General features: G+C 53.8%; 18 protein-coding genes. 10 read left to right on the forward strand and 8 right to left on the reverse strand.

All coding sequences use genetic code 11. The annotated features are described in order from the left end of the window. Positions 1-51: 51 nt before the first annotated feature. Genes Q0W94_RS06040 through Q0W94_RS06050 form a run of 3 tightly spaced genes read left to right on the forward strand, consistent with a single transcriptional unit; the run spans position 52 to position 4,359 of the window. On the forward strand, positions 52-3,240 hold the full coding sequence (locus Q0W94_RS06040; protein WP_297762296.1) for an ATP-binding protein: 3,189 nt from the start codon (positions 52-54) through the stop codon (positions 3,238-3,240). After that, positions 3,240-3,674 (forward strand): urease accessory protein UreE, encoded by a 435-nt coding sequence (gene ureE, locus Q0W94_RS06045; RefSeq protein ID WP_297762298.1) that lies wholly within the window; start codon positions 3,240-3,242, stop codon positions 3,672-3,674. Before Q0W94_RS06040 ends, ureE begins: the two co-directional genes overlap by 1 nt. Beyond that, positions 3,664-4,359 carry an urease accessory protein UreF gene (locus Q0W94_RS06050; RefSeq protein WP_297762300.1) on the forward strand — a complete coding sequence of 232 codons (696 nt, stop codon included), beginning with the start codon at positions 3,664-3,666 and terminating at the stop codon, positions 4,357-4,359. The genes ureE and Q0W94_RS06050 overlap by 11 nt, the downstream gene beginning before the upstream one ends. A 143-nt stretch (positions 4,360-4,502) precedes the next feature. Here the strand turns inward: Q0W94_RS06050 and Q0W94_RS06055 are convergent, their stop codons facing one another. Continuing rightward, positions 4,503-5,237: a class I SAM-dependent methyltransferase gene (locus Q0W94_RS06055; protein ID WP_297762302.1), complete on the reverse strand. Its 735-nt coding sequence runs from the start codon at positions 5,235-5,237 to the stop codon at positions 4,503-4,505. Between the two features lie 189 nt (positions 5,238-5,426). On the opposite strand from Q0W94_RS06055, the gene Q0W94_RS06060 reads away from it, so the two are divergent. The 7 genes from Q0W94_RS06060 (at position 5,427) to Q0W94_RS06090 (ending at position 11,511) form a co-directional block, all read left to right on the forward strand. Further along, positions 5,427-6,608: a molybdopterin molybdotransferase MoeA gene (locus tag Q0W94_RS06060; protein WP_297762304.1), complete on the forward strand. Its 1,182-nt coding sequence runs from the start codon at positions 5,427-5,429 to the stop codon at positions 6,606-6,608. 5 nt (positions 6,609-6,613) lie between these two features. Beyond that, on the forward strand, positions 6,614-7,579 hold the full coding sequence (moaA, locus tag Q0W94_RS06065) for a GTP 3',8-cyclase MoaA (protein ID WP_297762306.1): 966 nt from the start codon (positions 6,614-6,616) through the stop codon (positions 7,577-7,579). 4 nt (positions 7,580-7,583) lie between these two features. Beyond that, complete coding sequence (gene moaC / locus Q0W94_RS06070) at positions 7,584-8,642, forward strand: cyclic pyranopterin monophosphate synthase MoaC (RefSeq protein WP_297762308.1); 1,059 nt, start codon at positions 7,584-7,586, stop codon at positions 8,640-8,642. Continuing rightward, positions 8,626-8,889 carry a MoaD/ThiS family protein gene (locus tag Q0W94_RS06075; RefSeq protein WP_297762310.1) on the forward strand — a complete coding sequence of 88 codons (264 nt, stop codon included), beginning with the start codon at positions 8,626-8,628 and terminating at the stop codon, positions 8,887-8,889. The genes moaC and Q0W94_RS06075 overlap by 17 nt, the downstream gene beginning before the upstream one ends. 7 nt (positions 8,890-8,896) lie before the next feature. Further along, a complete protein-coding gene (locus Q0W94_RS06080) occupies positions 8,897-9,343 on the forward strand; it encodes a molybdenum cofactor biosynthesis protein MoaE (RefSeq protein ID WP_297762312.1) in 447 nt (148 codons plus the stop codon). Between the two features lie 211 nt (positions 9,344-9,554). Next, positions 9,555-10,463, forward strand: coding sequence for a LysR family transcriptional regulator (locus Q0W94_RS06085; protein WP_297762381.1), 909 nt, complete (start codon positions 9,555-9,557; stop codon positions 10,461-10,463). Further along, the gene (locus Q0W94_RS06090; RefSeq protein ID WP_297762314.1) at positions 10,444-11,511 is read left to right on the forward strand and encodes an anthranilate phosphoribosyltransferase family protein; all 1,068 of its coding nucleotides are present in this window, start codon (positions 10,444-10,446) and stop codon (positions 11,509-11,511) included. Before Q0W94_RS06085 ends, Q0W94_RS06090 begins: the two co-directional genes overlap by 20 nt. A gap of 103 nt (positions 11,512-11,614) precedes the next feature. Here Q0W94_RS06090 and Q0W94_RS06095 read toward each other — a convergent pair whose 3' ends face one another. The 7 genes from Q0W94_RS06095 to Q0W94_RS06125 all read right to left on the reverse strand — a co-directional run bounded on the left by Q0W94_RS06095 (position 11,615) and on the right by Q0W94_RS06125 (position 21,015). Continuing rightward, positions 11,615-12,070, reverse strand: a complete 456-nt coding sequence (locus tag Q0W94_RS06095) for a nitrate reductase associated protein (RefSeq protein ID WP_297762316.1) — start codon at positions 12,068-12,070, stop codon at positions 11,615-11,617. Positions 12,071-12,103: 33 nt separating this feature from the next. Then, a complete protein-coding gene (locus Q0W94_RS06100) occupies positions 12,104-14,284 on the reverse strand; it encodes a molybdopterin oxidoreductase family protein (RefSeq protein ID WP_297762318.1) in 2,181 nt (726 codons plus the stop codon). 7 nt (positions 14,285-14,291) lie between these two features. Then, entirely contained in the window at positions 14,292-15,107 is an 816-nt protein-coding gene (locus Q0W94_RS06105) for an ABC transporter ATP-binding protein (RefSeq protein ID WP_297762320.1), read from the reverse strand. 28 nt (positions 15,108-15,135) lie between these two features. After that, on the reverse strand, positions 15,136-17,130 hold the full coding sequence (locus tag Q0W94_RS06110) for a nitrate ABC transporter ATP-binding protein (protein ID WP_297762322.1): 1,995 nt from the start codon (positions 17,128-17,130) through the stop codon (positions 15,136-15,138). A 65-nt stretch (positions 17,131-17,195) separates the two neighbouring features. Beyond that, positions 17,196-18,041: a nitrate ABC transporter permease gene (ntrB, locus tag Q0W94_RS06115; RefSeq protein ID WP_297762324.1), complete on the reverse strand. Its 846-nt coding sequence runs from the start codon at positions 18,039-18,041 to the stop codon at positions 17,196-17,198. A 24-nt stretch (positions 18,042-18,065) separates the two neighbouring features. Beyond that, positions 18,066-19,382 carry a CmpA/NrtA family ABC transporter substrate-binding protein gene (locus tag Q0W94_RS06120; RefSeq protein WP_297762326.1) on the reverse strand — a complete coding sequence of 439 codons (1,317 nt, stop codon included), beginning with the start codon at positions 19,380-19,382 and terminating at the stop codon, positions 18,066-18,068. 73 nt (positions 19,383-19,455) lie between these two features. Then, positions 19,456-21,015, reverse strand: a complete 1,560-nt coding sequence (locus tag Q0W94_RS06125; RefSeq protein ID WP_297756758.1) for a ferredoxin--nitrite reductase — start codon at positions 21,013-21,015, stop codon at positions 19,456-19,458. Between the last annotated feature and the right edge of the window lie 34 nt (positions 21,016-21,049).

Below are 21,049 nucleotides of genomic sequence, written 5' to 3' on the forward strand. Positions count from 1 at the left end.
GCTCTTTTCTAGCTAGCCTAAAATAAAAAAAATATAGAGGGGGCGATCGCCATGCTCAGCAAGCTATCCTTTCGCCATAAGCTCTTGCTGGGAACGCTATTGCCCATTGTGGTCATCTACACCGGCCTCTTTCTCTACATTCGCTCGCAGGTCATCCGCCGCAGTACTGCTGACTATGAGGCGTGGCAGCAGGACTTAGTCTCACTCTATGCGCAGCAATTTAGCAATGCTCTACAGGAAATCACGGGGCTGGCAACCACCAGTGCCAATGCCTTAGAAGCGTTTCCCGCCGTCCGTGAGGAGGAGCTGTATTCATTTCTGCGTCGCAATCTCAAAATCAGCCGTTTAGCCTATGGGGCAGCAATCGCTTTCACCCCCTACAGCTTCTCCCCTCGTAAACGCTTGTTTGCCCCCTACGTCTACAGAGACAGACATCGCAACAGACTGGTACAAAAGGACACTGGGCGCATCTACGACTACACCCAGGTCAGATGGGACTGGTACAGTGAAGCTATCCGCACTGGCCAACCGCAATGGAGTGATCCCTACTTCGATGAAGGGGCAGGGAATGCCTGGATGGTGACCTATGCCGTTCCCTTTTACCGCCAGGGGCAAATTCGCGGTGTTGCTACGGTGGATGTGGCGCTGCCAACGCTGCAACAGGAAATCGATATCCAAGGGCTACAGCAGGCGCAGTTTTTTGTTTTGGATCGCAAGGGACGGATTATCTTCCACGGTGATCCTCAGCTCATTGGTCAGTCAATCTTCTACATAGCCAAGGAGTATAACCGCAGTGATCTAGCAGCTTTGGCTAAAGCGATGATCAGTGGCCACAGGGGCCATCTTTGGATGACCGATTGGGTCTCCCATGAGCGGCAATGGTTTTTTTACACCCCAATTCCTGACGTTGGTTGGAGCTTGGCCATCCGGGTGAGGGAAGAGGCGCTGCTGGATTTTATTCATCAAGAAACATGGGCAGGTCTGCTGATACTCGTCGTCTCCTTTGGTTTGATTAGTCTGGTGACCTTGGGTGTCACCGGCTATATGGTGCGTCCAATTCAGAGGTTGGCTGCCGCCGCTCACCAAATTGCCCTCGGCAATCTGGACATTGCCGAGGAGGTAGATACCCACAGCCAAGACGAGTTGGGGAACCTCGGTCGCACCTTTGTGGATATGGCGGCCCAACTCCAGGAGAGTTTTGATGAACTCCACCACTTTAATCAGCGACTTGAAGAAAAGGTAAAACAGCGTACTGCTGCCCTTGAGGCCGCCAACCAACAACTGAGTGAAAAAGAACGGGTGCTCCATGACCACAATGTTGCCCTTGTTCAGCTCAGTCAATCTCCCCATGTACAGCAGGGGCACTTTCGCATGGCTTTGCAGGAGATTATTCAGGTAACAGCAACAACACTGCGCGTCCAGCGGGCTTCGGCATGGGAACTCCAGGGCGATCGCCTTAAGTGTGTGGTGCAGTATGACCCTGCCGCCAATAACCATTCTCAACCCACGTACCTCACCCATTCCCCCTATCCGGAGTACCTAAAACTGCTGCGCACGGGTGAACCCCTCGTCGTCAATGACTTACTCACAGATCCGCGCACCCACGAACTGCGGGAGTATGCCAGAGTGCAACGGGTATATTCCCGCATTGATGCCCCGATCATCTTCAATGGCCAATTATTGGGGGTAATCTGTGTTGAGAGTATTGGTGAGCATCGAATTTGGCTGGTGGAGGAACGCAGTTTTGTCTCTAATGTCGCTGATATTGTGACCATCGCCCTGGCTGCCCATCAACGCCATCAGGCAGAGCGGGAGCTGCTCAAGGCTAAGGAAGCCGCAGAGGCGGCCAATAAAGCCAAAAGTATTTTCCTGGCCAATATGAGCCATGAACTGCGCACCCCCCTCAATGCCATTCTCGGCTTTAGTCAAATTTTGCTCAGCGATCGCACCCTTGCACCACAGCATCGCCAAACCCTTGAAAAGATTAATCGCAGTGGCGAACACCTGCTGGGCTTGATTAACGATGTCCTAGACATGGCCAAAATTGAGGCCGGACGCATGACACTTCAGAAAACCACCTTTGATCTGCGGCGGATGCTGCAAGATCTGGAAGAGATGCTGAAGGTGCGAGCTGAGGCCAAGGGGTTACGTCTGGTCTTTGATTTGCCTGCCAATCTGCCGGTGGCGGTGACTACCGATGAAATGAAGCTCCGCCAAGTGTTAGTGAACCTCTTGAGCAATGGCATTAAATTCACCAAGGAGGGGGGCGTCTCCCTCAAGGTTAGTTATAAAGCCCAAGATCCCCCTCGCCTCGCCTTTGAAGTCAGTGATACGGGTATTGGCATGACCCCACAGGAGTTGAAGATGCTTTTTCAGCCCTTTGTCCAAACCGATAGCAGTAAAAAAGTCAGCGAAGGTACCGGCCTGGGGTTGGCCATTAGCCGCCAGTTCGTGCAATTGATGGGGGGGGATATTCAGGTGCGTAGCACCAAGGGGAAAGGCAGCCAGTTCTACTTCGAGGTGCCAATTGACCTTGGAGATCCTCGATCGCTCCAGGAGGAAAAGGCACAAACTATTGTTGGCCTGCGATCGCCCACCTCAGAAGTGCGCATTCTGGTGGTGGATGATCTCCCTGAAAACCGCCAACTCCTTACTCAACTGCTAGAACCGGTCGGATTTTGTTGTCGCGAAGCCAGCAATGGTCAAGAGGCAGTGGAGATCTGGCGAGCATGGCAGCCCCATGCCATTCTCATGGATATTCGGATGCCCGTCATGGACGGTAAAACGGCCACGCGACAGATCAAGAAAGAAGTGGGCGATCGCCGGCGCCGCGGGGAAGTCGTCTGCCCCCCGAAAATTCTTGCAGTTACCGCCAGTAGCTTTGAGCGGGACAAACAGGAACTGCTGAATCTTGGTTGCGATGCCTATATTGCCAAGCCCTTCCGGCCGCAAACAATTTTTGACCAACTTGCTGCCCAGTTGCACCTAGAGTATGCCTACGCAGAGGCTCTACCTCCCCCGAGTGCCCCCCCTCCTCAGGTGCTTGATCCAGCCGCCTTAATGGTGATGCCTCGCCCTTGGATTGCTGAACTCCAAGCAGCCGCCAAAAAGCTCAATGCCAAGCGCATTCGCGAACTGATTGCTGAGATTCCACCCGAAGAAGCCGCCTTGATTGCCGGCCTGCAGCAACTGGTAAAAACGTTCCGTTTTGATAAGATTGTTGAGTTAACGCTGGTTTAATGTTCACACTGACGCAACTTTGCCCTACACCATTGGAAAATGCCCGTCAGTTGCACCTCTCATTAACCGCAGAGGAACGGTGTCGCAGTCGTCTCCATTGCCACAGTGATGAGGGGGAGTCACTGTATCTGAAGCTGCCCCGTGAAATCACCCTACAGCCGGGCGATCGCCTTCGGGACGAGGACGGCACGGTGGTAGTCACAGTTCACGCCAAACCCGAACCCACGCTAAAGGTGATGGCTACCACTCCCCTTGACCTTCTACAGGCCGCTTACCATCTCGGGAATCGTCACGTCCCCTTGGAAATTCACACCGATTATCTTCGCTTGGGCGCAGATTCCGTGTTGCAAACCATGCTTGAACAGCGGGGCTTGACGGTGATGTTTGAAGTCGCTCCCTTTTGTCCCGAACGCGGTGCCTACTATGCTCACTGATTCAGCGCTTTTAGCCTTGCTGCAGTGGGTGAGTCCGGCTCTACCGATTGGCGGCTTTAACTACTCCGAGGGCCTGGAGACTCTAATTGCCCAAGGCAAGATCACCTCAGCAGCAGCCGTACAGGACTGGCTAAGCTTTGAACTGGCCTTTGGCAGTGCCCACTTCGAAACAGCAGTCATGGTGCGGGTCTATCGAGCGATCGCCAAGGGCGATTTTGACGCCGTTCACCAGTGGAATGCGTGGCTCTCGGCTGCCCGCGAAAGTGCCGAACTGCGCGCCCAAAATTGGCAAATGGGAACAGCATTGATCAACCTTGTCGCTGCCCTCGATCGCCTACCCCCCGAACTTCAGACTGGCCAGCCCTACCCTTGGAATACCAGTGTTGCCTTTTGTATTGCCGCTGCCCTTGCAGACATTCCCTTAGAAACTGCACTTTTAGGCTATCTCCACAGTTGGGTCACCACCCTGATCAATGCAACAGTGAAACTGATTCCCCTTGGTCAGACAGCAGGTCAAGTACTCCTGCGCCAGCTTCAGCCGCAAATTCAGCAGACGGTACAGCAAAGCTTAAATGTGACTGACCATAACTTAGACGATGACTTAAACTTAGAAAGCTGTACTTTGGGCTTAGCCCTCGCCAGTATGCAGCACGAAACGCTCTACTGCCGCCTATTTCGGAGTTAATTGTCTAGCACATGATTTCCGTTTTGATAAGATTGTGGAACTCACCTTGGTCTGAGGAGCACTCCCCAACAAATGGTGGGCCCCTACAATGGGAAAATGAAGAAGCCGAGGCGCAGTTATAAAGCGCGACAAAATCACTAAAATTACTGAATTAGTAGTGCTGAGTCCCCCAATCCAGGAGCGTTACGGAAAATAGTAAAAGATTGGTAACCTGTATCAATCAGCAAATGTTCAAAGATGCCTTCTGCAACTAGCTCATCAATCACTTTCTTAACCGGTGAGTGATTATTTCCTGCAACATCGTACCAGCCATAGTAATCGTGGAGGATGAAATAGCCTCCCGGACGCAGATACCACGGTACATAATTAAACACATCCGCTTTACACCCTTCATAGCTGTGGTCTCCATCTATAAAGATCAGGTCAACTAATCCTTCTACAGTGACTTCATCCGAGCGGGCATTGATGAACTGCACATAGCTCTCCAATTGTGCTTCGCAGATCAAATCTTTGGCTTCTTGGGTAGGAAAGGGATCAATAGATAGTAACTGACGCCTTTTAGGGGCTTCAAACTCACCATAATCCACATCGGGGCGTTGTTTATGCTGCTGTGGTTCCTGCCAGCCGATATCAATAAACCGAAGGGCACTGGCCAAGCAGAGGGTGGAAAACCCCTTAAAGCGGCCAATTTCAATTATTCGCGTTGCCCGAATACTCACCGCCAAGGAAAATAGAGTCATCCCCAGACCTAACTCAGACCCCCCCGCCACAAGTGCCCGGCGCATCAGGCCAAAAAAATCGCCAAAATAGCCGTCCATTCTCTGTTGGTTCTGAGGTAATGGCTCCGTTATCATCCAATGTTCAGGACTAAAACTCATGGGGGCTTGTCTCCAGGTGGCCAGTTTCCTTACCTGTTAGTTTAGCCCTTTCCGGAACCCCCTCAGGACAATGCGTGTCTGCTGACCGTTAGCGGCAGATCTTGCGAAGGTTGAAGCACGGGGTTAGTTTGTGTATCTTGAAAACGGAAATTTGAAAAACAAGCTTCCCGTTTAGAGAAACCATAAAAAGTGGCACTGATTTCCGTTGAAACAGCCGTTGACCTTATTCAGCAACATTTGCCGGCTTGGGGCACAGAGATCATTTCCTTGACTGAGCCTTGGTACAGCAGACTGGCGGTAACGATTACCAGCGATCGCCCCTACCCGCCCATTGACCGCATCCTGGTGGATGGCATTGCCCTTAATTGGGCAGCCTATCAGTCTGGTCAGCGTGCTTTTCCGATTCTGGGGGTGGTTCCTGCGGGTAAAGCACCGCCAACCCTCACGGATACGCAAGCCTGTTTTGAAGTTATGACCGGTGCGGCCTTGCCCCAAGGCTGTGATCTGGTGATTCCCTATGAAGCGCTGGAGATTCGCGACGGTGTTGCCCATATCCTGCACTCGGAAGCCTGGTCACCCTATCAATTTGTCCACCGCTGTGGCAGTGATGCTGCTGCCGGTCAACCCGTTTTGGCCCGCGGTACCCCTTTGCACGGTCCAGCCTGGGGAATTCTTGCCTCTGTGGGACAGACGGAAGTTTGTGTTCAGCGCACCCCTCGTACCCAAATCATTGCTACAGGCAATGAACTGATTCCGCCCCACGACACACCCCAGCCCTACCAACTCCGACTCTCCAATACCTATGCTTTAATGGCTGCCCTCAAGCGCCAAGGCTATAGCCAAGTCAGCATCACCCATTTGCCCGATGATCCAGTGCAACTGGCAACTCACTATCGCCAAGCAAGTCAAGACTACGACCTTCTGATTTACTGCGGTGGCGTTTCCAAGGGCAAGTTTGACTATTTGCCACAACTCTGGCGCGATCAAGGCGTCCAGCAGTATATCCACGGTGTTGCCCAGCGTCCCGGAAAGCCCCTCTGGTTTGGCGTGGATCATCGCCAGCAAACGGCCATATTTGGTTTACCGGGGAACCCCGTCTCCAGTTTGGTCTGTTTGCACCGCTATCTATTGGACATTCCGCCCCTCTATGCCCGCTTGGCTGCTCCCTTCTACTTTGAGCAGCCCTTAACCTACTTTTTACCCGTTAAACTAGAAACTACAAAAACCGCTGAGCTCATTGCCCACCCTCGACCAATGCAAAATTCTGCTGATTTTTTGGCCTTGGCTGATAGCGATGGCTTTTTAGAACTGCCTGCCTCTCAAGGAACCTTTGCCGCTGGGGAATGCTATCGCTATTTTCCGTGGAGTTAGCAGCGATGGTTGTAACCGCCGCTATTCCTAGACAGCGCCTAGTAGATGCCCAAGGACGACAAATTCGCAAGTTGCGCCTCTCGGTTACGGATCGCTGTAATTTGCGGTGTACCTACTGCATGCCGCTAGATGCCGCCTTCATGCCCACCCAGACCTACCTAACCCCAGTTGAGTATGCCACGATTGTAGCTGAACTGGTGGAACTGGGGATTGAATCGGTGCGGCTGACGGGCGGCGAGCCCCTGTTGCGAGCAGAGTTTCCTGAGATTGTGGCGGCTTTGGCGGCGGTGGGAGTGCCGGAACTGAGCTTAACCACCAATGGCATTCGCCTTATCCCCTTTTTGCCCCTGCTGGATCGCTATGGTGTACGACGTTTAAATATTAGCCTTGATAGCTTAGACCCCCAGACCTTTGCAGCAATTAGCCATGGCCACCATTTGGAAACCGTGAAGGAGGCGATTGCTACGGCTGCTGACCAAGGGTTTCAAGTCAAGCTGAACATGGTTGTGATGGCGGGCGTCAATGATCACGAGTTGGTGCCAATGGTGGAGTACGCCAAAGCTTTAGGGGTTGAGGTGCGTTTTTTGGAACTGATGCGCATTGGCTATGCCTGCCACTTGGGGAGCGATCGCTTTGTTAGCGCTGCCACCATGCTTGAGCACCTGCGCCAGTACTACGATTTGCGTCCTGTTCCTCGTCCGCAAGATTCCACCTCGTTTAACTTTGAGACCGCCTGTGGGGCTCAGATTGGCTTCATTGCTTCGGAATCGCAACCCTTTTGTGGCCACTGCTCGCGCTGGCGATTGTCTGCAGATGGTGTCTTAAGGGCCTGTCTATTTAAGGAAGCGGGGATTTCCCTGCGGGGCTTGAGCAAAGCTGAACGCTATGCTGCCTATGGGCAAGTGCTAGGAATGAAACCCAGCCTGCGCAGCGCAGAAGTCCACCATGCCATGCACCAAATTGGAGGCTAAGAGAATGCTCTCCCACATCAATAGCAACCAGCAACCTCAGATGGTCGATATTAGCGAGAAATCGATAAGCGATCGCCGGGCGGTGGCAGAAGCCCTCATTGAATTGCCGCCGGTCTTTCAAGCCTATGTCCAAGAGGGAGATCTCTTTCTGAAAAAAGGGCCTGTGCTGCAAACGGCAATTATTGCCGGCACAATGGCGGTGAAACGTACCGCCGAAGCCATTCCCTTTTGCCACCCGCTGCCCATTACCAGTTGTCGCTTTGAAACCCACATTGAGTCCCTGGAAAGCGGTGTTCGGATTCGCCTGCGCTGTGAGGTCAAAACCCGCGATCGCACCGGTGTGGAAATGGAAAGTCTGCATGGAGTGACGATTGCAGCCCTAACAATTTATGACATGTGCAAAGCCCTCAGTCCCCAAATTGTGATGCGGGAGGTGCGCCTTCTGGCCAAAAGTGGTGGCAAGAAAACCCTAGGTCAATATCCCCTCTTTGGTCTTGTGCTCACCGGCGGCCAAAGTCAGCGCATGGGACAGGATAAAGCTCTTCTTGACTATTACGGCCAACCCCATGCCCAATACCTCTACAACTTGTTGGCACAATACTGTGAACAGGTCTTTCTTTCAGCCCGAACCAATCAATGGCAGGGAACGCCCCTTGCTGAGCTGCCCACTCTTCCAGACACTCTTCCCCAGATTGGGCCAATTGCCGGTATCTTAACTGCTTTGCGCGCCTATCCCGAAGTGAACTGGTTCGTAGTGGCCTGTGACTTACCCTATTTAACCACGGAAACCCTTGCTCCCCTAGTGCACCACTACCGCGAAGATGTGGTGGCCACTTGCTATCACCATCCCCAGGAGGGCTTCCCAGAGCCACTGTGTGCGATTTATACCCCCCAAGCTCTGCCAGTGTTTGAAGCTGCCTATGCAGCGGGGATCTACTGCCCTGTGAAAATTCTCCAGCGATCGCCCTGCCAGCGCCTCACCCCACCTCAGCCGACGATTACTGCCAATATCAACACCCCCGAAGAGTATCTTGAAGCGCTACACCATGTCCGACGCCCCTAAAACACCTAAAACAATTTACTTGCGCTACTTTGCCCAGCTGCGGGAGCAAAGCGAACGGGAACAGGAGGAGCGAGTGACCACTGCCCAAACCTATGGTGAGCTATACCAAGAACTAAAGACCCAGTATGGGTTTACCCTTGATCTGGCTCAGATTAAGGTTGCGGCTAATGATATGTTTGTGGCACTGGATCAACCCCTACGACCTGGAGATGAGGTCGTCTTTATTCCCCCCGTTGCTGGGGGTTAGCTAGCCGATGGTGATCAAACAGTTTTCTCTAACGAATACACCCCTAGAGCCAGCCCAGTTGTGGCAGCCCCTTGCTAGCCTGAGTGCCGGGGCCTTTGTTAGCTTTGAGGGCTGGGTCCGCAATCACAATCACGGCAAGATCGTCACTGCCCTAGAGTATGAGGTTTATCCCGCCTTGGCCCGCAAGGAAGGGGATCAGATTCTAGCAGAAGCCATTGAGCAATTTGATTTACTGGGGGCGATCGCCTGCCATCGCTATGGACGACTCACGCTTGGCGAGATTGCTGTCTGGGTAGGGGTAACGGCACCTCATCGCAAACAAGCCTTTGCTGGTGCAGCCTACATCATTGATGAAATCAAACACCGCCTGCCCATTTGGAAAAAGGAACACTATTTAGATGAGCCAGCGGTTTGGGTCTCTTGCCGTAACCATGGCCATTCCAGTCCTCTTTAAATCCTCTTTAACGGCAAAAGTCATTCCCATGGCAGCAGCAAATAAACATCGCAAAACATAAACAGTGAGGAAATCTCAGGTTATCCGGTCTGAAGGTTGACGTGCCACACAGAATTGAGAACTTCCCAAAGCTGTATCAGCGAATACCCTTTGCTATGTAGGAATCCCCTAGCATTGAGAGCGGCTAAACCATTGAGGCAGAGAGGGAATGTTGCGACTTGATCAGTTGCAATCCTTTTTGGCTATTGCTGAAACAGGAAGCTTTCAAGCGGCAGCGCGACAGTGTGGGGTGACACAGCCAACAATTAGTCGGCAAATTCAGGCCTTAGAACAATGTTTTGGAATTCAACTCTTGCACCGCTCGAACCCAGTCAAATTGACAGTGGCAGGAGATCTCTTTTTGCACCGTGCTCAGCGCATTTGCCAAGAGTGGCGAGCAGCCAATGCTGAACTCAAAGCCATGCAAAATGGCCAGCAGCAGGAACTCTGCATTGCTGCTATTCACTCCATTTGCCGCTACTTTTTACCCAGACTGTTACCAGCGTTTTGCCAAGCGTTTCCCAAAATGCAGTTGCGAGTAACAGCCCTGGGGAGCGATCGCGCCCTCAAGGTTCTCCAAGACGGACTCGTGGATTTAGCTATTGTCATGGGCGATCGCCACCTTTTAAAACAGTCTGAGTGGGTAGTTGAATTCCTCTACAGTGAGCCCGTGCAAGTGCTAATGGCTGCTGAACACCCCCTCGCGGTTAACGACACCTTGCCATGGCAACTATTGGCCACTTTTCCCCATGTAGTGTTCAAGGACGGCTATGGTATGCGCCGCTTAGTGAACGAAGAATTTAGCCGTCGAGGCTTGTCTTGGCAACCTGCCCTAGAACTCAACACGCCTGAGGCTTTTATTGCAGTGATTCGCGAAAGTGAAATGGTGGCTTTGCTACCGCGCTCAGCTCTCCAGGAGGCTCTCGAGGATCCCACCCTAGTGATTCGGGATTTGGCGGCACCCCCGCCGCCGCGGCAAGTGTTGGCCATTACCACCCGCGATCGCTTGACCTTACCCCCTGTTGCCCAATTGCTCAAATTGATCCGCCAGCAGGCTGCCCATGAGTCTTGTCTTTCGTGATTTACTAAAAAAAGTTGGCAGTGGCGCCCATACCCATAAAGACCTAACCCGCGCTGAGGCAGCCTTAGCTTTGCAACTGATGCTGGAGCAAGTGGCAACCCCTGCCCAAATTGGGGCGTTTCTCATTGCCCATCGGATTAAGCGACCTACCCCAGAAGAGATGGCGGGAATGCTCGACACATACAACAAGCTGGGTCCGAAGCTTCCTGCCGTTGAGACCAGTAGCCCGGTCATGATCCTGAGCCAGCCCTATGATGGTCGCGATCGCACCTTTCCCCTCAGCCCCTTGACAGCATTGGTTCTGGCCGCTGCTGGAGTACCGGTACTCCAACATGGGGGCGATCGTATGCCCACAAAGGAGGGAACTCCCCTGCTGACCCTATGGCGATGCCTAGGGGTGGACTGGTCGACACTTACCCTAGGGCAAGTTGCCCATTGCCTAGCGCAAACGAACTTAGGCTTTGTCTACCTGCCGCGACACTTTCCTGCTGCCCAAGGACTAGTGCCCTACCGTGAGCAAATTGGTAAACGCCCCCCGCTTGCCACACTGGAATTAATCTGGAATCCCTACCAAGGTCAAAGCCACCTCGTGGCAGGGTTTGTCCATCCACCCACTGAAACAATTATGCGCGATGCCCTCCACCTCCACGGCATTCAAGAATTTACCACTGTCAAAGGCCTTGAAGGCAGTTGTGATTTGCCCCGTGAACGGACCGCAATTATTGGCCTTGCTCGTAAGGGCGATACCCCTTGGCAGCGCTTGCATCTGCATCCCCAAGACTACAGGATGGCCGGCAGGAATGTCCCATGGCCAAAGGACACAACAACCGCTGCCCAGATGATGGCTGCTGTTTTAGAGGCAGAGGAGCAGCCCCTGACCACCTCTGTCCTCTGGAATAGTGGCTTTTACCTGTGGCAGGGGGGCAAAACCAATAGTCTGCATGAGGGAATAGCGCTAAGCAGTGAATTGCTCTGCAGTGGTGCTGTAGGTCAACAGTTGCATCGGTTGCAAACAACCTTGGAAAAATTCTCGGGATCCGCCAATTGACGGTGCTTGAACGACAACTCATCCAGCCTCATCCTTGGGTCCTGGCTTCCTCCTGTGCTCGGATAGTTTCCTAAAACAGTCTGACTGCAACTTTGCCAAGACCTCAGACCAGACCAAATTCCTGTAACGCTGGCCAAAAATTGCGATTTTCATGACCCGGCTGGCTGAGTTTAAGGAGAGCAAAGCGTTGCAGAGGCGTCAAGGCCGCCCACTTTTCTACTGTCAGGCTATGGTGGGGTACCTTCGTCAGTTGTTGTTGAATTATCTCCGGCAGTTTAGTGGTGATAGTCCAAGGGTAGGGCTGAGGCATTTCTAAGTCACTGGGCGGACTGCCATGATTTTGGGTCACCCAATCTCGCAGTTGCTGGCGATAGTTTGCCTGATCTTCAGGGGTATCGCAGGGGGTCACCACTAGCCATTGTCGCTGCTTGTGGGAGAGTTGAAGCCAGTGGAGCAACTTGAGCTTAACCCCACACACATCCAGTTTGTAGCGGACAATCATGGGTATGCAGCGCAATGAAGATGCAAATTCAGCTTCAAAATCAAAGAAGTAAGACATCGATAACCACAGCTCTCCACAAAGAATTAGATTCTATGACTGCTCAAGGGCAATTCCATTTTCCTGCACCAGGGAGATATGGGGCCTCTGCCGCAATTTTACGGGCAACACCTGCACAGCACAGGCTTTGAGTTCCGGCTGCTGCGAGACTGGACAGGCAATTGGGTGAGTAAGTTGGTTGACCTCGCCCCCCTCGGCAAAGAGAAAGCCCCAGTGCATGGGCACAAAAAGTGTCCCCGGCCGAATGGCTTCGGTTATGGTTACGGGTAGGCATACTTGACCGCGGCGCGATCGCACTTCTACCCAATCCCCCGCCTTGAGCTCTAAGGTTGCGGCATCTTCCGGGTGCATTTCCACAAAGGGATTGGGATGCATTTTTTGAATTTTGGGGATGCGACCGGTGCGGGTTTGGGTGTGCCAGTGGCCGTAAAGACGACCAGTGGTCAGGGTAAATCTATAGACTTTGTCGGTGGGTTCAGCGACGCCCTGACTGTGGGCAAGGCAAAAAACTGCCCGTTGATCGGCGGTGTGAAATCGCCGATCTGTATAGAGGCGCTTGGGCTTGCGAGCTTCTTCATCGCTCATCCCCACAGGACAGGGCCACTGCAGGGGCCCTAAGCGGGCGAGGCGCTCGTGGCTCAGACCCGATTGATCGCAGGGACGACCGGCAGTGAGTTGGACAAATTCAGCATAGACGTCAGCGGCAGTGGCAAAGGGAAAGAGGCTTTCGTACCCCAAGCGGCGACCCACCTCAGCAAAAATTTCCCAGTCGGGTCGAGCAAGACCGGGGGGCGAGCGAAAAGCGGGGGAAAGGGTGACGCGACGTTCGGAGTTGGTCATGACACCCGTTTTCTCGCTCCATTGAGCTGCCGGCAAAATCAGATGGGCATAGGCCGCCGTTTCAGTGGGAAAGTAGGCATCTTGATAGACAGTAAAGGGAGATTTGAGAAAGGCTGCCTTGGCGCGCTCTAAATGGGGAAAACTGACCGCAGGATTCGTGGCAGCAATCCACAATAAGCCAACCTCCCCTCGTTCTAAGCCTTCCACAATTTGCCATGCGGTGCGACCGGGGCGATCGCTGATTTGCCCCCGCGGTAGCCCCCAAAAGTCCTCCACCTCTTGGCGATGCTGGGGATTTGTGACTTGGCGATAGCCGGGCAGCAAATGGCTCAGGCCGCCGGCTTCGCGTCCCCCCATGGCGTTGGGTTGCCCGGTCAGCGAAAAGGGGCCACTCCCCGGGCGACCCATTTGCCCCGTCAGTAGGTGCAGGTTAATCAGACAGCGAGCTTTAGCCGTTCCTTCGGCCGATTGGTTAATGCCCATTGACCAAAGGGAAAGCACTGCTTGGGCGTGACCCCAATAGCGAGCCGCCTGCTCTAGATCGCTTTGAGCAATGCCACAGCGTTCTGCCACCCAGTGCGGCGGGTAGGTGGCCAGGAGCTTCACATAGTCGGCAAAACCTTGGGTACACTCCTCAATGAACTGGGCATCCACGTGTCCCCATTGCAGCAGCAGATGACCAATGCCGTGGAGCAGGTCAATATCTGTACCCGGGCGAATGGCCAGGTGGAGATCCGCCACTTCCGCTGTGGCGGTCCGCCGTGGATCGACCACAATCAGCTTGACGCCCGGATCTCGCTTGTGGTGATTGCGCAGGCGATTAAAGACGATGGGGTGGCACTCAGCGGTATTGGTGCCAATGAGAAAGGCACAGTCGGTGGCCTCCAAATCGTCGTAGCAGCAGGGGGGGCCATCGGCGCCAAGGCTGGCCGTGTAGGCCGACACCGCCGAGGACATGCATAGCCGCGAGTTGGCATCAAAGTTATTGGTTCCCAAACACCCCTTGATGAGCTTTTGGGCGACGTAGTAGTCCTCGGTTTGAAATTGCCCGGAACCGTACATGCAAATCGCATCCGCTCCTTGCTGGCGGCGCACCCATTCAATGCGTTCCACAAGGCAGCTCATGGCTTTGTCCCAAGAAATGATTGTAAAGGGTTGATCGAGGCGCTCCCGCCAGAGGGGATAAGCCAAGCGATCGCGATCAAGGGCTTCCATAATGGTCGCCCCCTTCACACAGACCATGCCCTGGGACGAGGGATGCTGGCGATCGCCCCGAATTTTGTAGGCTCCCTTGCCTTGGGGCACAGCCTCTAGGCCACAGCCCACGCCACAGTAGGGACACAGCGAGGACACCGGCGTCGCTGGGGTAGGCATACTTTACTTATTGCCCAAACCGGGTATACAGAAAGTCAAGCACCTGGTTACGCAGATCGTAGTACTGCGGGTTTTCGAGGAGTCGCGATCGCCGCCGCGGGCGTGGAAAGGGAACCTCGACAATCTCACCAATGTGGGCAGCAGGGCCATTGGTCATCATCACCACCCGATCCGCAAGGTAGAGTGCCTCATCAATATCGTGGGTAATCATGAGTACCGTCAGCCGGTGGCGGCGCCAAATTTTTAGGAGTTCATCCTGCAACTCTTCCTTGGTGATGGCATCGAGGGCACCAAAAGGCTCGTCGAGCAGCAGTACCTCCGGTCGAATCGCCAAGGCACGGGCGATCGCCACCCGCTGTTTCATCCCCCCCGACAGTTGGGCAGGGCGTTTGTGGGCCGCCGGCGTCAGGCCCACCAGTTCCAAGTACTCTTCGACAATTTGACGACGGTGTTGGCGTGTTTTCTGGGGATAGACCGACTTCACCGCCAGGTCAATGTTCTCGTAGGCCGTCAACCAAGGCAGCAGCGCATAATTTTGAAACACCATCATGCGATCCGGCCCCGGACGACGCACGGGCAGCCCATTGAGTGTAACTTCTCCTTGGGTGGGGGCTGTAAAACCAGCAACGATGTTCAAGAGTGTGGTTTTGCCACAGCCAGAATGGCCAATAAAACAGACAAACTCACCACTGCGCACCTCAAGGTGAATATCCTGCAGCACCACATGGGTGCCATTGGCGCTAGGGTAGGACTTGCTCACCCCCTCAATGCGCAGGTGTTGGGTCGCAGTCAGCTTTGGGTCAAGGTGATAGAGAGTTTCCATAGGTTCTCAGAGTCAAGGACAACAAAACTTAAACGGCAACAACCGCTTGGAGGTCAACGGTCTGAATATCGAGAGCACGGCGGATGGGTGTCGCTTCAATGTAGCTGAGAGGGTCGTTGGGATCAAAACACAGACCATCAAAGAGGGCGAAAGGGCGGCAATCCGGTTCATTGTCCAGAATCCTTAGGTCTCGCGCTGCCGCTCCAAAGAAATCTACCCGCCACACCTGTTCAACAATTTCCAGCCAGTTCTTCGGGAAGGGGGTGAGTTGCCAACGAGCTAACTGGGTGATGATCCACAGGGCTTCCAAGCGCCCAGGCAAGGGGGAGCGATCCACATAGAACTGGTGAAACCGGGGTTGAAAGGCAGTAGCCATGCCCTCCCCCCACTCCAAGGGCTGAACAAAACCCGTATAGGCATCCGCCGGTGTACAGCCCACATACTCTGGCCGACAAAGCAGTTGGGCAATTTCAGGGCGATGCTTGATTGTATCGCAATATTCACAGGCCTCTATCAATGCTTTGATCAGTGCTTGGTGTTGCTGCGGGTTGGCCTGCACCCAGTCGGGACGCAGACCCAAAACTTTTTCCGGGTGCCCCGGCCAAATATCCAAATCCGTAGCAACGATCAGTCCAATGCCCTCGCGCACTGCATGGGAGTTCCAGGGCTGACCGACACAAAAGCCACTGATGTGACCGGCCTTGAGGTGATAAACCATTTGCGGCGGGGGCACCACCAGCAATTCTACGTCTTGGTCAGGGTCAATGCCTGCAGCAGCCAGCCAGTACCGCAGCAGGAGGTTGTGCATTGAGGCGGCATGGACAACCCCAAAGCGGGGGCGATCGCCCGTGCGCTGAATATAGGCTCGCAAGTCCTCAGCAGTTTTTACTCCCTGGGCCCAGAGCTTTCGACTAAAGGTGATGGCATTGCCATTGCGACTCAAAACCAAAGAGGTCATCAGCGGTTGTGAAGGCTGACCGTTTAGCCCCAAGGTCATGGCTAAGGGCATTGCCGCCAACATTTGCCCCCCCGTCAAGCGACCCGTGATCACCCCCATCACCAAGTCTTGCCAGCTTTCTTCGCGGTGCAGTGTCACATGGTCAAGGTTGTACTTGGCAAAAAAGCCCATTTCCTTGGCGACAATGAGGGGGGCGCTGTCCATGAGGGGGATAAAGCCAAGGGTCAGTTCTCCAGGGGTAGTTGGCCCAATGGCCGGTACCGACCAGGAAGAACGGCGGCGTTTCTGCTGGTTGAGAAAGGCAATCATCTCATTGCGCAGGCCATAATAGCTGGGATGATTCAAAACATCATGGCGATTGCGGGGGCGGGCAAAAGGAATTTTCAGAATTTGGCCGATGCGGGCTTCAGGGCCATTGGTGAGCAGCACCACACGATCTGAGAGGAGCAATGCCTCATCCACATCATGGGTCACCATAATGCAAGTGGTTTCGCTGCTTTGGCACACCTGCATTAACTCATCCTGCAAGGAGCCTCGGGTCAAAGCATCAAGGGCACCAAAGGGCTCGTCTAGCAGCAACACCTCCGGTTGAATCGCCAAGGCACGGGCAATTGCCACCCGTTGCTTCATCCCCCCCGACAGTTGGGCAGGGAATTTCTCGCGAGCTTTACTGAGGTGCACCTGTTCTAGGGCTGCCTCTACCCGCTGTCGTTGCTCTGCCTTGCTCAAATGCCCCAACACCGCCGCCACTGCCAAGGCCACATTCTGGTACACTGTTTTCCAAGGCAGCAGTGAATAGTTTTGGAACACCACCATGCGATCCGGACCCGGTTCCGTCACCTGCCGCCCGGCCATCACCACACCCCCACTGGTGGCCCGCTGAAACCCAGCAATAATGTTTAGAAGTGTCGATTTGCCACAACCAGAGTGCCCCACCAAGGAGATAAATTCCCCCTTTTGTACCTCCAGTTGGATATTCTTAAGGGCAATGTAGCGATCGCCCCCGGGCAGTTCAAAGACCTGATCCACATGGTCAATTTCAAGAAACGGTAAGGACTTGGCCATAGGGTTAAAAACCTAATGCTTCGACAGTAGGGGGAAAAGGGGAGAGAATGAGTTAGAGGAGAGAGCTAGGAATGCGGCTCTTCACCGTGGCTAAGCAAGCGGCCCACAAAGGCCACTGAGCGATCCAGCACCAAGCCGACAATGCCGACATAAATCACAGCAACAATAATTTCACTAACCAGCGAACTGTTCCAGGCATCCCAAATAAAGAAGCCAATGCCGACACCGCCAATGAGCATCTCCGCTGCCACAATGGCCAACCAGGACAGCCCAATGCCAATCCGCAGCCCTGTAAAGACATAGGGCACTGTTGCCGGCACCAAAATATTCACGAAATAATCCTTGCCAGACAGCTGCAAAACCCGCGCCACGTTTTTGTAGTCCTTGGGAATCTGCTGCACACCGACAATTGTGTTAATGATAATTGGCCAAATGGCGGTAATGAAAATCACGAAAATTGCTGCTGGCTCATTGTCCCGCAAAGCCGCCAAGGAAATGGGCAACCAGGCAAGGGGCGGCACCGGACGCAACACCTGCAAAATCGGATCCACGGCATCGTAGAGCACCCGGCTAGAGCCGATCAACATTCCTAAGCCCACACCAATGATTGCCGCCAAGGAAAAGCCAATGGCCACCCGCCGCAGACTCGCGAGAATTTGCCACCCCAACCCTACATCCGTGCCGCTACTTTTATAGAAAGGATCAACAATGAGCTCCCAAGTTTCGGCAATGACCTTAAGGGGAGTAGGTAACCGCAGTAGCTCCGTCATACAGACAAACTGCCAAATGACTAAAAAACAAAGTACTCCCAAACTCCCCAGCACCACCTTGCGCAATACCGGTGACCGTTGCAGTTTTTTGATCCAGCGGTATTGCCGAGACTGACCTAAACCCACAGAACGAATTACCATGGCTATCTATCCTACTGCTGTAATCTAAACTTTCTTCAGACTCAAACTACTCAAATAGGCTTGGGGATTTTGGGGGTCAAAGGCGACCCCATTAAAAAAGGTTTCTACCCCCCGGGAAGTGGTGGTGGGAATTTCCGCCGCCGGTACCCCTATGGCCTTAGCGGCCTCCCGCCATAGGTCCTCACGGTTCACCTGCTCAATTAGGGCTTTGGTATCCGTCTGCGCCGGTAAATAGCCCCAGCGTATATCCTCCGTCAAGAACCACAAATCATGACTCTGGTAGGGATAGGAAGCATTGTCCCGCCAGTATTTTTGCATCAGGTTCTTATCCTCTAGGGTGCGACCATTGCCAAAATCAAACTTGCCGAGGGAGCGATCCAAAATGTCTTCCACGGGCACCTTAAACCACTCCCGCTTCGAGAGAATTTGTGCCATTTCCGGTTTGTTTGCATCCTGATCACACCACCGCTGAGCTTCCATAACCGCCATGAGGAGGGCTTTGGTAGCCTTTGGATGTTGATCGACCCAATCCGCGCGCAATGCAAAGGATTTTTCAGGGTGGTCTTTCCACAACTCCCCGGTGGTAACGGCCCCCCAACCCACCTTCTGATTGACGGTTTGCAAGGGCCACGGCTCACCGACACAAAACGCCTCCATCGTTCCTGTTTTGAGATTGGCCACCATTTGCGGCGGGGGGACCACAATTATAGACACGTCTTTTTCAGGATCAATGCCACCGGCAGCCAACCAGTAGCGCATCCACAGGTCGTGGGTGCCCCCCGGAAAGGTAACCGCAATTTTGATGTTCTCCTCTTGGTTGCGGGCGCGGCGTTCAGCTCGCGTTTTAGCAAAGGCTTCCTTGAGGGGACTGCTATCGGTGCTAATACCCAGGCCTTTGTAGGCATTGGCCAAGAGGATTCCCTGACCATTGGTGTTTAACCGCGCCAGAATGTACATGGGTACTTTTTTGCCACCGGTAATGGTTCCAGCCGTCATCAGGTAGGGCATCGGCGTCAGGATATGGGCACCGTCAATGCCACCTCCGCCAGAGCCCAAGACCAAGTTGTCGCGGGTCACGCCCCAGGAGGCCTGCTTAATCACCTCCACATCGGGCATTCCGTACTTGGCAAAAAAGCCCTTTTCCTTGGCAATAATTAGGGGAGCTGCGTCCGTGAGGGCAATAAAGCCAAGTTTTGCACCCGTCACCTCCGGGGTCTCCGCGAGGGTGGTGGGTTGGACAACGTCAGCACTTTGCTGGCTGTTGCTACAGGCGTGGGAAACTAATGTTACAGCCGTTGTGGCGGCGGTTATCAGAAAGCGACGCCGAGAAAAATTCGCCATCGATTTACAACTCCTTCAGTTCTTAGGGAATCAATAGAGTCAATGCAGTCAATAGGGGAGAATGCAGACCGTGTTAGGAAACCATCATGGCCACCGCCGGCGTGGGTACGGGGGGCACTTCCAATCCCCTTGGTTTTGCCCCAAATTGCTCAATTAGCAGTTGCCGCAGTACTTCAGGCAGTTCATCACAGGGAATCCCTTTTTTGATACAGGTGCCCAGCTTGGCATCCTTACCAACCTTGCCGCCCATGTACAAATCCACGGCATCCACCGTTTCGCCATTGCGGCGGGTTTTCGTGCCCATGAGGCCAATGTCCGCCACTTGGGGTTGACCACAGGAGTTGGGACAGCCAGTCCAATGAATGCGTACGGGTTGGGGCAGTAGCAGTTGTTGATCTAACCAGCGAGCAAGGGCGAGGGCACGATTTTTGGTTTCAATGAGGGCAAAGTTGCAGAATTGTGCGCCGGTACAGGAAACAAGGGCACGCTCGAGGGGCGGTGGTTCCGGCCGAAACTTGCCAAGGAGAGGTTCCCGCAGCAAGCTCGGCAAAACGGCATCAGGTATATGGGGAATGATCACGTTTTGCTCCACCGTGAGGCGGACTTCTGACTGACCATACACTTGGGCAATCCGGGCTAGCTCGTAGAAGTCAGGGGCATAGAGCCGCCCCACGGGAATGTGCAATCCCACATAGTTTAAGCCCCGCTGCTTTTGGCGATGGACCCCCAAATGATCTCGCTTGTCCCAGGCGATTTCATCCTTGGGGGCCGCCCTTAGAAGTGCAAAGGGAAGCTTGGCGGCAACAGCGGCCCGGAATTTTTCCATGCCCCACTCGTCAATGAGCCACATCAGGCGCGCTTTTTGACGATTGCCTCGCAGGCCATGGTCACGAAAAATTTCCAGGATGACACGGCAGAGGTCCACCACCGCGTCATCGGGAGGCACCCATGCATCCAGGGGAACAGCAGCCGCACAACGCCGAGCAGAAAAAAAGCCCCCCACCAGCACATTGAAGCCTAAGTGTCTGTCTCGATAAGCCGGCACGAAGGCCAAATCGTTAATTTCGGCATGGACGGAGTTATCCCGCCCCCCTTCAATGGCAATGTTGAATTTGCGGGGAAGGTTACTAAATTCCGGATTGCCCTGACCGTGATTTGTGATCATGGCCTGTAACTTCGTAATTAAGGGGCGCGTGTCAATGAGTTCGGCCGCATCAATGCCCGCCACGGGGGAGCCAGTTAGATTGCGCACATTGTCCATCCCCGACTGAACTGAGGTGAGGCCACAGGTGCGGAGTTGCTCGATGACTTGCGGGATTTCCTCAATGGGTAGGCCGCGAATCTGAATATTTTGGCGGGTGGTAATGTCACCGCTGCCGTTCTCGCCGTAGCGGTCCACAATTTCGCCAAGAGTGCGCAGTTGTTGACTGCTGAGAATCCCATTGGGTACTCGCAGCCGCATCATGAATTTGCCAGGGGTAACGGGACGAAAGAAAATCCCTAGCCATTTGAGGCGGACATCGCGATCGGCTTCAGGAATGTTTTCCCAACCGATGGCTGCAAACCTTTCTAACTCCTGTTTAACCGCCAAGCCATCTTTTTCTTTTTTAATGGCCTCGATTTTGTTACTCACGATTGTTGCCCTTGTCTTTAATGGGTTCTTTGAA

The sequence above is a fragment of the Thermosynechococcus sp. genome, assembly GCF_025999095.1.
GTDB lineage: Bacteria > Cyanobacteriota > Cyanobacteriia > Thermosynechococcales > Thermosynechococcaceae > Thermosynechococcus.

What these genes read in the sequence shown, in the direction of transcription:
- Q0W94_RS06090 (WP_297762314.1), top strand. Translation starts at nt 10,444, where the DNA reads ATGAGTCTTGTCTTTCGTGATTTACTAAAAAAAGTTGGCAGTGGCGCC.
- moaA (WP_297762306.1), top strand. Translation starts at nt 6,614, where the DNA reads ATGGTTGTAACCGCCGCTATTCCTAGACAGCGCCTAGTAGATGCCCAA.
- Q0W94_RS06080 (WP_297762312.1), top strand. Translation starts at nt 8,897, where the DNA reads ATGGTGATCAAACAGTTTTCTCTAACGAATACACCCCTAGAGCCAGCC.
- Q0W94_RS06105 (WP_297762320.1), bottom strand. Translation starts at nt 15,107, where the DNA reads ATGGAAACTCTCTATCACCTTGACCCAAAGCTGACTGCGACCCAACAC.
- Q0W94_RS06100 (WP_297762318.1), bottom strand. Translation starts at nt 14,284, where the DNA reads ATGCCTACCCCAGCGACGCCGGTGTCCTCGCTGTGTCCCTACTGTGGC.
- Q0W94_RS06120 (WP_297762326.1), bottom strand. Translation starts at nt 19,382, where the DNA reads ATGGCGAATTTTTCTCGGCGTCGCTTTCTGATAACCGCCGCCACAACG.
- Q0W94_RS06075 (WP_297762310.1), top strand. Translation starts at nt 8,626, where the DNA reads ATGTCCGACGCCCCTAAAACACCTAAAACAATTTACTTGCGCTACTTT.
- Q0W94_RS06110 (WP_297762322.1), bottom strand. Translation starts at nt 17,130, where the DNA reads ATGGCCAAGTCCTTACCGTTTCTTGAAATTGACCATGTGGATCAGGTC.
- Q0W94_RS06055 (WP_297762302.1), bottom strand. Translation starts at nt 5,237, where the DNA reads ATGAGTTTTAGTCCTGAACATTGGATGATAACGGAGCCATTACCTCAG.
- moaC (WP_297762308.1), top strand. Translation starts at nt 7,584, where the DNA reads ATGCTCTCCCACATCAATAGCAACCAGCAACCTCAGATGGTCGATATT.
- ntrB (WP_297762324.1), bottom strand. Translation starts at nt 18,041, where the DNA reads ATGGTAATTCGTTCTGTGGGTTTAGGTCAGTCTCGGCAATACCGCTGG.
- Q0W94_RS06095 (WP_297762316.1), bottom strand. Translation starts at nt 12,070, where the DNA reads ATGTCTTACTTCTTTGATTTTGAAGCTGAATTTGCATCTTCATTGCGC.
- Q0W94_RS06050 (WP_297762300.1), top strand. Translation starts at nt 3,664, where the DNA reads ATGCTCACTGATTCAGCGCTTTTAGCCTTGCTGCAGTGGGTGAGTCCG.
- ureE (WP_297762298.1), top strand. Translation starts at nt 3,240, where the DNA reads ATGTTCACACTGACGCAACTTTGCCCTACACCATTGGAAAATGCCCGT.
- Q0W94_RS06040 (WP_297762296.1), top strand. Translation starts at nt 52, where the DNA reads ATGCTCAGCAAGCTATCCTTTCGCCATAAGCTCTTGCTGGGAACGCTA.